Below are 13433 nucleotides of genomic sequence, written 5' to 3' on the forward strand. Positions count from 1 at the left end.
CGGGGCTCCTGTCTATCCTGTCCAGCCAAGCCCCGCGGCGACGCAGTTCATCGACTGCATCAGCGGGACCGGCACTGTTGAAGGCTTCTCGGCGCGCTCTTCCCGCAGGAGACGCACCTGGGTTTTGTGAATTTCGCGCAGCATGGGCTCAACCCGGCCAAAGCGGGCGCGCAAGCGCGGGAAGCGGCCGGCCAGGCTGCTGTCACCCGTCAGGAACAGAATCGCCTCTCGGGCCAATTGGTATTCTTTGCGGATGGTGCCGAAGATACGCTCGCGGATTTCCGCGTCCTGCACCAGCGTAGCGTAATCCGAAGCAATCTCCATATCGCTTTGCAGAAGGGTCTTTTCGACCTCGTCCACCACCAGGCGGAACAGTGGAGAGTTACGGAACATGTCCTGCAGAACCCCATCGCCGCGCGCGCCGCGGAACTTGCGGAAACTGGCCACCGCCGAGCCGAAGCCGTACCAGCCGGTGATCATGTGGCGGTTTTGCGACCAGGCAAAGACCCAAGGGATGGCGCGCAGATCATCCAGTGAGCCCGCGCCGAAGCGGCGGGCGGGACGCGAGCCGATCTTGAGCATGGCCAGCTCTTCTACCGGGCTGGCCTGCTGGAAGTAGTCCAGGAAGCCGGGCGCGTTCAGAAGGTTGGAATAGGCCGCCTGCGACATGCCGGCGAGGGCCTCGAACGCGTCGTCATGCTCTGGACTCACTGGCGGCGTGCCTTCCTGCAGCGAATGGCGCAGGACCGAGGACGCCATCAATTCCAGCTGATGCAGAGCGGTGCCGCGGTTGGCGTATTTGGAGCTGACCACCTCGCCCTGCTCGGTGATCCGCATCTGGCCTGCGATGGTGCCCGCGGGCTGGGCGGCAATGGCGCGTTCAGCAGGCGCTCCGCCGCGTGAGACCGAACCGCCGCGGCCGTGGAAGAACACCGGCTTCATCCGATGCGCGGCCAAGGTGCGGGTGATTAGGCGCTGCGCTTTCTCCAGCTCCCAGGTGGAACAAAGGAAACCGCCGTCCTTGTTGCTGTCCGAATAGCCCAGCATCACCTCGATCCGGTTGTCGCCGGATTTCAGCGAGCGGCGGGCGAAGGGGACGTCCAAGAGGCCGTTGAGAATGCCAGGGGCCGCCCGAAGGTCGCCGATGGTTTCAAACAGCGGCACAACTTTCAGCGCAGCCTTTTCGGCGCCAAAGCCTGCGTAACGCGCCAGCAGATAGACGCCGAGCAGGTCATCTGTAGAGCGGGTCATCGACAGGATAAACGGCCCCATCGCATGCGGGTCTTCGCCGGCACCGGCATCGCGCATCAGCCGCAGCAGTTTCAGCAGTTCGCCGCTTTGCGGGCTCAATTCATCCGGCATCATATAGGGCAGCGAAGCACTGCCCAGCTCAGAGCGGAGGCGCGCCGACCATTCGGCGCTGCCGAGTTCCGGCACCTGGCCGGAGCGCGACCAGATTTCAGTCAGCGTTTCAGTGGTCACAGTGGAATTCTGCCGGATGTCCAGCGTCACTGTGCGAAAGCCAAAGACATCGGCCTGCCAGCGGATCGGACGCACGTAACGGGCCGCCAGCCGGTTGGCGCCGATTTCCTCCAGCGCTTCCTCAAGCCGGGTGAGATCGCTGACGAAATCGCCCAGATGCGCATAGGCACCGGTTTGCTCGGCGGCGGTTGCCTTGATACGGGCATGAATAGCTGTCAGCGCCTGGCGAAAGACTTCGCCCGGGTTGCGAGCCGCAAGGCCGGCAGCGCCCGGCGCCGCCTTGATGATTTTTGCCAGCCGGCTGGAGGCGCTGTCAGGCAGTGCAAACACGGCGGCAGAGATCGAAATTCGTTCAGCAGCGGTGGCCAGCGCCTTCTGGTAGCGCTTGAGAATGGCTGCGCGGTTCGCGGTCAGCGCTGCCGCCGTGGCATCCACCGTCACATTCGGATTGCCGTCGCGGTCGCCGCCAATCCAGGAATGGAACTTAAGACAGGGCGTATCAGCGCTTTCACCCAGCCGCGGTTCGGCAGCGGCGATGTAGCGCTCGAACAGTTGCGGCACCGCCTCATACAGGCTGTCGCGGAAGAATTGCAGCCCCCATTGAATTTCATCCTGCAGGCTGGGCCGGTCGCGGCGCAGCTCGCCCGTCATCCACAGCAGGTCGATTTCCGAACGCAGATCCTCCAGCAGGCCTGCGCGTTCGCGCGGTGTCCAGCGCTTGGCCTCCAGCGACACCAGCCCGCGGTAGATGCGGCGGTGAATTTCCAGAATCGTGACACGCTTGGCTTCGGTCGGATGCGCGGTCAGGGTCGGGCCGATGGAGAACTGGCCCGCGACCTCCTGCAGCCGTTCAGGCGTTGCCAGCTCACCGGCCAGATCAAGGGCGCGGGCAAAGCTGCCTTCGACCACTTCCGGGCCATCCTGGGTTTCGGCCATGCGGCGGTCGCGCATGGCGGCGTTTTCCTCGACGATCTTCAGCAGCTGGAACCAGATGTTGAACGCCTGCATATAGGCGGTCGCGTGCTGGCCATCGGACAGATCCCAGGCAGGCTCGCCGGTGGCCCGCTCTGCCACCGCAGGCGCGCGCTGGCGCAGGACATCCAGCCAAAGAGCGTGCAATTCGGTGCGGAGCTCGGCGGCATAACCTGCGCCGGTGTACTCCGCGTCCGCGGTTTCAGCAGGATCTCCCATCACATCACCCGGTCCCGTGGCTCGCGACCTGCAAAGAAATCAGTCAGGTTGTCGAGCACACGGAAGCCCATCGCCTCGCGCGCCTCGCGGGTGGCGCTGCCCAAGTGCGGCAGCATCACCAGGTTGTCGCAGTCCATCAGATCCGGGTTGATGCGCGGTTCGCCATCGAACACGTCCAGCCCGGCGCCGCCAATGGTTTCGAACCATAGGGCGCGGGACAGGGCCAGCTCGTCGATAATCTCGCCGCGGGCGGTATTAATAAGGAATGCGCCCGGCTTCATCAGGTTCAGCATCCGGGTGTTAATCAGATGCCGGTTTGCGGTACCGCCCGGGCAGTGCAGTGACACGAAATCGCACTGCGGCATCAGCTCTTCCAGGCTGTCGGCCTGAGTAGCGTTGTAGCGGGCCAGAATGTCCGGCGACATGCGGGAGCGGTTCTGCACCACGATCTTCATGCCAAAGCCATGATGCGCGCGGCGGGCCATTTCCTGGCCGATACGGCCAAAGCCGACGATACCCAGCGTTTTGCCGGATACTTTGGTTCCGACCAGATGGGTCGGACGCCAGCCGGTCCATTCACCGGCACGCACTTCACGCTCACCTTCACTTGCGCGGCGGGCCACCATCAAAAGCAGCGTCATGGCGATGTCGGCAGTACATTCACTAAGAACATCGGGGGTGTTGGTCACAGTCATGCCGTGGCCTGCCGCACTGGGCATATCAATATGAGAGCAGCCCACACCATAGTTAGCGAGGATCCGTGCCTGGGGCTTAGTGATATCAAACGCACTGGCCGGGATCTTGTCGGTCACCGTCGGCAGTACAGCGTCATAGGATCTCATTGCGTCGCGCAGTTGCGCTTCGCTCAATGGCTTGTCGCCAGTGTTCAGCACAGCATCAAAGGCTTCAGAAAGCTGCGCCTCGACTGCGGCGGGCCAGCGGCGGGTCACCAGAACCTTGGGCTTTGCCATGATTTCATCTCCCTGTCGTGCTTATGCTTTATTAATGCGCTCCACCCCTGCCATTGCCCCAGGCCAGGGGTGGAGCGTCGCGCCTGACCCAAAGCCGGATCAGGCGGCGTTCTTTTTCATCACGCTTGCGATGGTCTCACCAATCACGGCGGGGTTTTCGGCAACGGTCACACCGGCCGCCGACAGGATCTCCACCTTCTCGGAAGCGCTCTCGCCGAAGGCCGAGATGATCGCGCCCGCGTGGCCCATGGTGCGGCCCTTGGGTGCGGTCAGACCCGCGACATAGGCCACAACCGGCTTGGTCACGTGGTTCTTGATGTAATCTGCGGCTTCCGCTTCCTGCGGGCCGCCGATTTCACCGATCATCGCGATGACCTCGGTTTCCGGATCCTTCTCGAACCACTCAAGAATATCCTTGAAGGAGGAGCCGTTGATCGGGTCGCCGCCAATGCCGACCGAGGTCGAGATGCCCAGACCCAGCTCTTTCAGCTGCGCAGCGGCTTCATAGCCTAGGGTGCCCGAACGGCCGATGATGCCCACGGTGCCCTGCAGGTAGATATGGCCCGGCATGATGCCCAGCAGCGCCTTGCCCGGCGAGATGGTGCCCGCGCAGTTCGGCCCCGTCAGGATCATCCGCTTGTCCTTGGGATAGCGGTACATATAGCGCTTCACCCGGATCATGTCCTGGGCCGGGATGCCGTCAGTGATGCAGACGCAATAGTTGATGCCCGCATCCGCCGCTTCCATGATGGAGTCGGCAGCAAACGGCGGCGGCACAAACACCAAGGAGGCATTGGCGCCGGTGGCCTCCACCGCTTCTTTCACGGTGTTGAAGACCGGTACGCCTTCGACGGTTTCGCCGCCCTTGCCCGGCACCACGCCGCCGACAACGTTGGTCCCGTATTCGATCATGTCCTTGGTGTGGAACCGGGCGATTTTGCCGGTGATGCCCTGAACGATGACTTTGCTTTCGCGATCAAGAAGGATGCTCATTTAACTGCCCTCACACGAGTGTTCTGGTCGAGGTCGTTTTTCCACGCGCCGACGGCCCGCTCAGCGGCTTCCATCAGCGAGGTTGCGCGGATCAGCGGCAGGCCGCTTTGTGCCAGGATCTTCTGGCCTTCCTCCACATTGGTGCCTGCAAGGCGGACCACAACGGGCACGTCGACCTCAACTTCGCGCAACGCCTGAACAACGCCCTCGGCCACCCAGTCGCAGCGGTTGATACCGGCGAAGATGTTGACCAGAACCGCCTGCACATTGCTGTCGGACATCACCAGGCGGAACGCCTTGGCAACCCGTTCCGGTGTGGCGCCGCCGCCGATGTCCAGGAAGTTGGCAGGCTCGCCGCCGGCCAGCTTGATGGTGTCCATGGTCGCCATCGCCAGGCCTGCGCCGTTCACGATGCAGCCGATGTTGCCTTCCAGGCCGACATAAGACAGGCCGCGGTCAGCAGCACGGCTTTCGCGCGGGTCTTCCTGGGACTTGTCGCGCAGCTCAGCTATCTGCGGGTGACGGAACAAGGCGTTGTCGTCAAAGGTCATTTTGGCGTCCAGCGCAATGACCCGGTTGTCCGAGGTAACCACCAGCGGGTTGATCTCAACCATGGTGGCGTCCAGTTCGGAGAACGCCTGGTAGCAGCCCTTGAGGGTGCGCACCATCTGCTGCGTCATCGCCGGTTCGATGCCCAAGGCAAAGGCAATCTCGCGCGCCTGGAAGTCCTGCAGGCCCACGGCCGGCTCAACAGTCGAGCGCACGATGGATTCGGGGCGCTCGGCGGAGATCTCCTCAATCTCCATGCCGCCTTCGGACGAGGCAACGATCATCACCCGCTGGCTGGAACGGTCCAGCACAAAACCAAGATAGATCTCGCGGGCAATCGGCACTGCACCTTCGACATAGACACGGTAGATGCCTTTGCCTTCGGGTCCGGTCTGGTGCGTCACCAGCTTCTTGCCGAACAGGTTCTCGGTCGCCTCATAGATCTCGGCTTCCGAGTTGCACAGTTTGACACCGCCCGCCTTGCCGCGGCCGCCTGCGTGAACCTGAGCCTTGACGATCCAGCGGTCGCCGCCCAGTTCCCGCGCGCGATAGGCCGCCTGCTCAGGGCTGTAGGCCAGCGCGCCCGGCGGAACCGTCACGCCGAAGTTGCTAAGAACTTCCTTGGCCTGATATTCGTGGATATCCATGGTCCTCTCCTCCTCATGGATGCGGAAATCTATTACTCAGCGGGCTCAAGAGCTGCTGTGTAATGTTGGTCGAGCAGGGCGTTGATCGCCTCAAGGTCGACATTTGCCCCCATGTCGTTCATCGCCTTGCCGAAGCGGTTGACGATGTCGGTGATGGCGGCAGGTGTGATCTGGTTCAGGATGCCGATGCGGACCTGGACCGGCTCCGACAGGGTTGGCCAGATGCCAAAGCCCACGGCGCGGCAGTTGCCCACCAGCTCTTTTTCGCGGCCGGCCAGATCGCCGGGCAGGTTCAAAACCACTAGGCTGGTCATGTTCGAGGTCACGTCGCAACCCATCGCGGTCACGGCATCGCGCAGGGCTTTCTCGTGGAAGGCATAGTCGCGGGCCTTCTGGGCGCGGCCATGCTGCAGGGTGATGCGCAGCGCCTCGTGGAAAGCGGCAACCGCATAGCCGGAATGGGTACGGTGGTAAGTGCCGGCCGCAACGTCCTGACCGTCCACGATGCCCCAGTGGCGGGCTTCCAGGATCGGGTTGTGGACATAGGAATGGCAGCCGTTCTCGCGCACGGTCTGGATGTAGCGGTCGGTGAAAGACACCGGCGCATAGGTCAGCGGCAGGCAGAGCACGCCTTTCTGCGGGCAGGACGCCCAGCCGGCCACCCCCGGGTAATCGTCGATCGAAAAATCCTCGATGCCCAGCGAGGACACCGCGTCGATCAGGCCCATCACGCCGTGCTTCTCACAAGCGTCCGAGAAGCCCTTGAGGTCGTTGATACGGCCCGAGCCGGTTTCCCAATGTGCCATGAAGGCCCACTTTGGTTTCTTGTCCGCCAGCACCTGTTCCACCAGCTTGCCGGAGACCGACTCGCCATGCGGCACGTCGATTACGGTGACAGAGGCAGGCTGCGGGTTCATCGCGTCGGCGGCCAGCTCCTCGCGGGTGGCGGCCTTCATCCGGATAGTCATCGCGTCGATGCCCGAGAAGGTGCCGTTCTGGAAGGCAACCACGGTGTCGCCCGGCAGGATTGCGTTCAGCATGCAATCGAGACCCGAGAAGCCGGTGCCGCCAACGCCGTAGGTGTAGGTGTTGGCAGTGCCCCAAAGGTCGCGAAGCATCTGCTTGCACTCGATCATGCCGCGCAGCACATCCGCCTGCATGTGGTCGGCCAGGCCGGTGTTGGCAAAGGCCTGCAGCACGCGGGGGTCGGTATTGCCCGGGCCAGGGCCTGCGGCCAGGGTTTCCGGGATTTCCAGGCTGGGGAAGATCGTGGGTTCTGTCATCGGGTCAAACCTCTGTTGGTGTCCGTTGCCGATGTGCCGGAGGTCACGGGCCTTCATCACGGTGGTCTTCACTGTGGGAAGGATTGTTTCCTGTCGTGCAACATCTGTTAACCCAAGGAAACCCTAGGTCGACAAAACCCGCAACATTCCTATATCCTGCTTTTGGGTATCTAATAGGATGGTATAAAACCTACCCAAACCGGTAAAAATACCGTTGCATACCGAAACTGACCCTACCCATTCAGGTAGTTTTCAACAAAAGGGCACCAAATGGCTCCTATAAGCGACAAAGTTTCCCCGATTTCGGTCATGCTTGCTGACGCAAATCCGCTGGTGCTGTCGGCGATGTCCGAGATCTTCGACAAGGACCCGCGATTCTCGTTGGTCGCGACCTCCGCCACCGCCGAAGGCTTCCTTGGAACGGTGATGCGGGTGCCGGTTCAGGTCGGGATTATCGACTGGAATCTGCCCGCGCTTGGCGGTGCCAAGCTGATCGAGGTGCTGCGCGAGCAAGCCAACGCGCCGCGGCTGGTGGTCTACGCCGACGAAAGCGGCGACGTGCCGCGCAAGGCGATGGGCGCGGGCGCGGCCGGCTTTGCGCCGCGCTCCAGCGCGGTCGAAGACGTGCTGGATACCTGCCTCGCCGTCGCCGAGGGCAAGATGGTTTTCCCCTTCCTCGACGTGCGCGGTCTGCAGGCCGATCCGATCGAGCAACTGTCCCGCCGCGAACGCACAATGCTGGAGGCACTGTCGAAAGGGCTGACCAACAAGGAGCTCAGCAAGGAGCTGGAAATCTCCACCAACACCGTGAAGTTCCACCTGTCGAACCTTTACGAAAAACTCTCGGTCAAGAACCGCGCCCAGGCGATTGCGTTCTACTACGCCAACCGCGCAGCCAAGGGGGATTTCCACCTCGAACAATGACCCCGGCGTGCCGCCCTCGCGCGAGTGTGCACGCGCACGTACGCGAGAGCGCGACGCGCGGGCGCACACTCGCGCGAATGTATTTAAATGAAATCTTTTTTCTTGACAGGAAACACCTTGATGGGGAATGCCTAGGGAGGAGAGGACGAAAACCCGTCACGAATGAGGAGCAAACCCATGTCATTCCACACCATCGAACAAGCCCCCGGCCGCCTGAACCGCAGCGAATTGGCGATCCCAGGATCCCAGCCGCAAATGTTTGAAAAAGCAGCGAAATCTGACGTTGACGTTATCTTCCTGGATCTCGAAGACGCGGTTGCGCCGGACGAAAAAGAACAGGCCCGCAAAAACATCATCCAAGGCCTGAACGACATCGATTGGGGCAACAAAACCATGTCGGTGCGAATCAATGGCCTCGACACCCACTACATGTACCGCGATGTGGTCGATGTTGTTGAACAGGCAGGCGAACGCCTTGACCTGATCATGGTTCCCAAAGTCGGCACCGCCGCCGATGTCTACGCCGTCGACATGCTGGTCACCCAGATCGAAGACGCCAAGGGCCTGAAGAAGCGGATCGGCTTTGAGCACATCATCGAGACCGCTCTGGGCATGCAGAATGTGAGTGAAATTGCCGCAGCCTCCAAGCGCAATGAATCGCTGCATTTTGGCGTTGCCGACTATGCCGCCTCGACCCGCGCCCGCACCACAATCATCGGCGGTGTGAACCCCGATTATTCGGTGCTGACCGACCCCGCCGCAGACGGCTCCCGCGAGGTGCATTGGGGCGATATGTGGCACTATGCGCTGGCCCGCATGGTGGTTGCTGCACGCGCCAACGGTCTGCGTCCGATCGACGGCCCGTTCGGTGATTTCCAGGATCCGGATGGCTACAAGGCCGCCGCAAAACGCGCTGCGGTTCTGGGCTGCGAAGGTAAATGGGCGATCCATCCAAGCCAGATCGAACTGGCCAACGAGGTGATGTCGCCGTCGGATGCCGAAATCACCAAGGCACACCGCATTCTGGAAGCCATGGCCGAAGCCGAAGCCGCCGGCAAAGGCGCGGTGTCGCTGGACGGCCGCCTGATTGACTATGCTTCGATCCGTCAGGCAGAAGTGCTGGTGGAAAAAGCCAAGCAGATCGCCGGCACCTAAGCTGCCGTTCGTTTTCAAGACCTTACGCCGCCCCGGTTCCACTGGGGCGGCTGAATGCCGCTACGCCAGGGAGATGCAGATGACCGGATTGCTGACCACCGCCAAGGCCCTGTTTCAGGCCGCCGTAGACCGGGCCGACCCGGCCCGGGCGCTGCGGACGCAACTGACAGCCTCCCCTCTCCCCGCCTTGCCGGAAGGCGGCAGAAACGTGCTGCTGGCAGTGGGCAAGGCCGCCATCCCGATGATGCGCGAAGCGCTGGAGCTGATCCCCGGCACCGCCCAGGCCCTGGCCATCACAAACCCGGAAAATTACACCGAAATTCCTGGCGCCACAGTGATTTGCGGCGCCCATCCGGTGCCGGATGAAACCAGCGCTGCCGCAGGTCAGGCTGCCATGGAACTGGCTCACTCCCTGGGCCCCGATGACCGGCTGATTGCGCTGATCTCCGGTGGCGGTTCCGCGCTGATGGTGGCTCCCGCCCCCGGCCTCTCGCTGGCCGGCAAGTCGGCAGTGAACAAACTGCTGCTCGCCTCCGGGCTGGAAATCAACGAGATGAATCTGATCCGCCAACAGCTGTCGGACACCAAGGGCGGCGGCCTGCTGCGTCATGCCGCACCAGCCCAAGTGCAGGCCTTCATTCTGTCAGACGTGATCGGCGACGACCTGCGCGCCATTGCCTCCGGCCCAACCGTGGCCCCCATCGGCACACGCTTTCAGGCGCGGGAAATCATGCAGCGGGCGGACATCTGGGACAGCGCGCCTGAGGCGGTCAGAAACCACCTCAGTGCCGCTGAGGTGGCCAAGGACGCCCCGCCCCCGGCCACCAACACCCTGATCGGTTCCAACCGCCACAGCCTCAAGGCGATGATGGCGGCAGCCGCCGAAGACTGGAATCCCAAGCTGGTCTCCCACCGGCTGGTTGGCGATGTGTCAATGGCCGCTGAAACGGTCGTTGCGGCTGCAGAGGCCACCCCCGAGGACAAACCTGCCGCATTGTTCTTCGGCGGTGAAACCACTGTTCAGCTCCGCGGCCAAGGCCTTGGCGGGCGCAATCAGGAATTGGCCCTGCGCGTTGCCAAACTGGGTGCCGATCGGCTGAATGGCGATTGGCTGTTCCTCTCCGGCGGCACTGACGGGCGTGATGGCCCTACAGACGCGGCTGGCGGCATCGCCACCCCCGCCACCTGGGCCGCGATCAAGGCCGCCGGTCATGACCCGGACGCTCTGCTTGCCGACAATGACAGCTTTGCCGCTCTCAAGGCTGTGGACGCATTGCTGATCACCGGCGGCACCGGCACCAATGTGGCCGATGTGCAAATCTTCCTTAGACGGCCGGATTGATCAAACAGCCATCCATTCACCTTTGCAAAATACTCCCGCCGGAGGCTCCCGAAAGTGCAACAGCGCTGCGCTCAAGCTGACGCGCGCTCCTCGCCCCACTCGGCAAGGTCATTGACCAGCATCAGCGCCACCCGCCGGAACACCTGGCGCAGCCGCTCCACATGCGGCCCTTCCAAGGACAGGTCCGCCAGCGCCTGATCCATGCACTGGAGCCAGTTCTCGGCGTCCTTTTCAGTGATGGGCACATGGGCGTGCATCAGTTTCACGTCCATGTGGCCGTGTTTTTCTTCGTAATACCGGCGCCCGCCCATAAAACCAGACAGAAAATTAAACTGCTCCATCCGGGCATGGTCCATCCCATGCCCGCGCTTGTGCAGCTTGACGATCCGGGCGCCGGTTTCCGTTTCCTCGACAATATCGTAGAACCGCTCGACCAGCGCGCGGATCACCTCTTCGCCGCCGATCTGCTCAATCAACTTCTGAGCCATGTAACCTCCGTGCACCGAACCGGCCGGCCTCAGGATTGAGGCCGGGTTTTCTTGGGGTCGTAATGGGCAAAGGGTACGATCTTGGCGGGCAGGCGTTTTTGATGCCCATCAAGTTTACCGATTTCCACCTCTGTTCCCACCTCTGAACAGGATACGTCCACCCGCGCCAAAGCGATATTTTTTCCCAGCAGCGGCGACCGCATTGCAGAGGTCACCTCGCCAATTTGCGCCCGGCCAATGCGGACACAGTCGCCATGCGCCACGTCAATTGCCGAATCGACATCCAGCCCCACCAGCTTGCGCGCTGGCGTGGTCTTGCGCCGGATCAGCGCGTCGCGGCCGATAAAATCATCCTCTTTCGATTTCAGCGGCACGGTAAAGCCGATGCCCGCCTCAAACGGGTCGGTCTGATCGCTGAAGTCATACCCGGCAAAGATCAGCCCGGCCTCAATCCGCACCATGTCAAGCGCCTCCAGCCCCATCGGGCGGATGCCGTGGTCCTGTCCGGCTTCCCAAACCGCGTCGAAGACATCGCTGGCGTGTTTCGGATGGCAGAATATCTCATACCCCAGTTCCCCCGTGTAACCAGTCCGCGAAACCACAACCGGGACACCATGCTCACCGCCGATGCGTGCAGGCGTGAACCGGAACCAGCCCAGTTCTTCCAGCGCCGGGTTATGCGGCATCGTCCAGATGATCTTCTTCAGCAAGTCCCGGCTCTCGGGGCCTTGCACGGCAATATTATGCTGCATGTCGGTGGATGAGCGGATCAGAACGTTCAGCCCCAGCTTTTCTGCCTGCTCGCGGATCCACTCTCCGCCATAGTCCGAGCCGCCGATCCAGCGGAAATTATCCTTGCCCAACCGGAACACGGTACCGTCGTCGATCATACCGCCATGCGGGTAGCACATCGCGGTATAGACCACCTGTCCTACTGCCAGTTTCTTGATGTTGCGGGTAAAGATATACTGGCACAGCGCCTCTGCATCCGGACCGTGGATCTCAAACTTTCGTAAGGGCGTCAGGTCCAGCAGCACACATTTCTCGCGGCAGGCCCAGTATTCTTCCAGCGGCCCGGTACTGGCATAGCAATTGGCCAGCCAATAGCCGTTATACTCGATGAAATTGCGGGTCATCTTGCTGAGGCGGTCGTGGAAACCGGTTTCCTTGGTCATCTTGGGCTCCGATTCAGGGGTCGCGCGGTACGCAATCGCCCGCTTGAAAGTTTCTTGGCCGCTGTACGTGCGGACGTGAATATCGGTAGGGTTCCAGCCATTGGCGGCACTGGTGTCATCCGGACAGGCAGAGCTGACGCAAACCAGATCGGTCAGCGCCTTGAGCAGCACATAGTCGCCGGGCCGGGTCCAGGGCTCGTCAGCATGCATCACGCCGTGCTCATCCAGGCCGGTGTTGAAGAAGAAGTTGATTGCCATCCAGCCCGCGCGCGGCGTCACCCCGTGCCGGGCCAGAACCCCGTTGAAGTTATCAGAACAGTTCGCATGGCCGGGATAGCCGATGTCGTCATAGTATTTCGCCGCACAGGCCAGGGCAAAGGCATCGTGACGGCCAACTGTATCCTGCACCACTTCGACAAGCGGCAGCATGTCCTGGTCATAATATTTCGCGTGCAGCCCCGGCATCGGATAAGCATGGCCCATCAGCGTCCGGGTTGTGGTCACGTCCAGCGCATGCTCGATCCCCTTGTCCAGCTTGCGGGCCGCAAAACACTGAAAATCCGTACATTGGCGCCCATCAACATCAAGCACCTGGATATAGTCGCCGGCCTTCACAAAATAGGCTTCAGCCGTTGCGCTTTTAACCCGCAGGTCCAGCACCGGATCAGCTAGCGGATCAGGCAATTCAAACCGCGCCGCCTGCTTGATCACCGCCCGCTTGACCATAGCCGTCAGCGGCGTTGCCGTATCCTGCTGTTCAAAGTCCATGATCCCGCCCGGTGCGGCGATGATCACCACACCATTTCGCTGCGCGGTAAAGCTCTCCCCGGTCTTTGCAGGCGTCGCCGCATCAAACAACCGCACCGCACCGCCCTGCGCCAAGTCGATACCGCGTGTTTCCATCCCCAGCCGCAAGCCGCGCAAGGACCGGTCCGCCGAGGTCAGCAGCGCCTTCAAACCGCCGGCGTCACTGTTGGCTGCCGCGCCGATGATGCCCGCATCAATGCGCCCTTTGCCGTCAGCCGCGACGATCTCGCAAGGCTGGCCGCCCTCGTCATTGGTCACCGTCACCGTATCGCCGGTTTCCACCCGGATCAGGATCGCACCGCAACCTTCGATGACGTAACGCTCGGCCCCCTTGGGCAGTGAAAACACCGACGGCTGATACAGTCCGGACGGCTTGGGCGGCCCTTTGGCAACTTCAGGGAAGCTCATGTCATTCATCGCGCATCT

10 protein-coding genes are annotated in these 13433 nt (G+C 62.0%); 3 read left to right on the forward strand and 7 right to left on the reverse strand.

The window, feature by feature from the left end:
• Window positions 1-12: 12 nt before the first annotated feature.
• The 5 genes from ETW24_RS17880 to ETW24_RS17900 all read right to left on the reverse strand — a co-directional run bounded on the left by ETW24_RS17880 (window position 13) and on the right by ETW24_RS17900 (window position 7116).
• Window positions 13-2673: a phosphoenolpyruvate carboxylase gene (locus ETW24_RS17880; RefSeq protein ID WP_129372291.1), complete on the reverse strand. Its 2661-nt coding sequence runs from the start codon at window positions 2671-2673 to the stop codon at window positions 13-15.
• Window positions 2673-3644, reverse strand: a complete 972-nt coding sequence (locus ETW24_RS17885) for a 2-hydroxyacid dehydrogenase (RefSeq protein ID WP_129372292.1) — start codon at window positions 3642-3644, stop codon at window positions 2673-2675. Before ETW24_RS17885 ends, ETW24_RS17880 begins: the two co-directional genes overlap by 1 nt.
• Window positions 3645-3743: 99 nt before the next feature.
• A complete protein-coding gene (gene sucD / locus ETW24_RS17890) occupies window positions 3744-4637 on the reverse strand; it encodes a succinate--CoA ligase subunit alpha (protein WP_129372293.1) in 894 nt (297 codons plus the stop codon).
• Window positions 4634-5833 (reverse strand): malate--CoA ligase subunit beta, encoded by a 1200-nt coding sequence (locus ETW24_RS17895; protein WP_129372294.1) that lies wholly within the window; start codon window positions 5831-5833, stop codon window positions 4634-4636. Before ETW24_RS17895 ends, sucD begins: the two co-directional genes overlap by 4 nt.
• A gap of 32 nt (window positions 5834-5865) precedes the next feature.
• A complete protein-coding gene (locus tag ETW24_RS17900) occupies window positions 5866-7116 on the reverse strand; it encodes an aminotransferase class V-fold PLP-dependent enzyme (RefSeq protein ID WP_129372295.1) in 1251 nt (416 codons plus the stop codon).
• Window positions 7117-7425: 309 nt separating this feature from the next.
• On the opposite strand from ETW24_RS17900, the gene ETW24_RS17905 reads away from it, so the two are divergent.
• The 3 genes from ETW24_RS17905 to ETW24_RS17915 all read left to right on the forward strand — a co-directional run bounded on the left by ETW24_RS17905 (window position 7426) and on the right by ETW24_RS17915 (window position 10537).
• Window positions 7426-8040, forward strand: a complete 615-nt coding sequence (locus ETW24_RS17905; protein ID WP_129372974.1) for a response regulator transcription factor — start codon at window positions 7426-7428, stop codon at window positions 8038-8040.
• Between the two features lie 177 nt (window positions 8041-8217).
• Entirely contained in the window at window positions 8218-9195 is a 978-nt protein-coding gene (locus tag ETW24_RS17910) for an HpcH/HpaI aldolase/citrate lyase family protein (RefSeq protein WP_129372296.1), read from the forward strand.
• Window positions 9196-9274: 79 nt separating this feature from the next.
• Complete coding sequence (locus tag ETW24_RS17915; protein ID WP_129372297.1) at window positions 9275-10537, forward strand: glycerate kinase type-2 family protein; 1263 nt, start codon at window positions 9275-9277, stop codon at window positions 10535-10537.
• 71 nt (window positions 10538-10608) lie between these two features.
• Here the strand turns inward: ETW24_RS17915 and ETW24_RS17920 are convergent, their stop codons facing one another.
• Both ETW24_RS17920 and tdm read right to left on the reverse strand, forming a co-directional pair.
• Complete coding sequence (locus ETW24_RS17920; protein WP_129372298.1) at window positions 10609-11025, reverse strand: group II truncated hemoglobin; 417 nt, start codon at window positions 11023-11025, stop codon at window positions 10609-10611.
• Window positions 11026-11054: 29 nt separating this feature from the next.
• Window positions 11055-13424, reverse strand: a complete 2370-nt coding sequence (tdm, locus tag ETW24_RS17925; RefSeq protein WP_129372299.1) for a trimethylamine-oxide aldolase Tdm — start codon at window positions 13422-13424, stop codon at window positions 11055-11057.
• Window positions 13425-13433 lie beyond the last annotated feature (9 nt).

Source organism: Leisingera sp. NJS204, assembly GCF_004123675.1.
Lineage (GTDB): Bacteria > Pseudomonadota > Alphaproteobacteria > Rhodobacterales > Rhodobacteraceae > Leisingera.

Bases quoted from the DNA above. Each gene is read 5' to 3' on its own strand.
- ETW24_RS17880 (WP_129372291.1), bottom strand. From the start codon at position 2,673: ATGGGAGATCCTGCTGAAACCGCGGACGCGGAGTACACCGGCGCAGGT.
- ETW24_RS17885 (WP_129372292.1), bottom strand. From the start codon at position 3,644: ATGGCAAAGCCCAAGGTTCTGGTGACCCGCCGCTGGCCCGCCGCAGTC.
- sucD (WP_129372293.1), bottom strand. From the start codon at position 4,637: ATGAGCATCCTTCTTGATCGCGAAAGCAAAGTCATCGTTCAGGGCATC.
- ETW24_RS17895 (WP_129372294.1), bottom strand. From the start codon at position 5,833: ATGGATATCCACGAATATCAGGCCAAGGAAGTTCTTAGCAACTTCGGC.
- ETW24_RS17900 (WP_129372295.1), bottom strand. From the start codon at position 7,116: ATGACAGAACCCACGATCTTCCCCAGCCTGGAAATCCCGGAAACCCTG.
- ETW24_RS17905 (WP_129372974.1), top strand. From the start codon at position 7,426: ATGCTTGCTGACGCAAATCCGCTGGTGCTGTCGGCGATGTCCGAGATC.
- ETW24_RS17910 (WP_129372296.1), top strand. From the start codon at position 8,218: ATGTCATTCCACACCATCGAACAAGCCCCCGGCCGCCTGAACCGCAGC.
- ETW24_RS17915 (WP_129372297.1), top strand. From the start codon at position 9,275: ATGACCGGATTGCTGACCACCGCCAAGGCCCTGTTTCAGGCCGCCGTA.
- ETW24_RS17920 (WP_129372298.1), bottom strand. From the start codon at position 11,025: ATGGCTCAGAAGTTGATTGAGCAGATCGGCGGCGAAGAGGTGATCCGC.
- tdm (WP_129372299.1), bottom strand. From the start codon at position 13,424: ATGAATGACATGAGCTTCCCTGAAGTTGCCAAAGGGCCGCCCAAGCCG.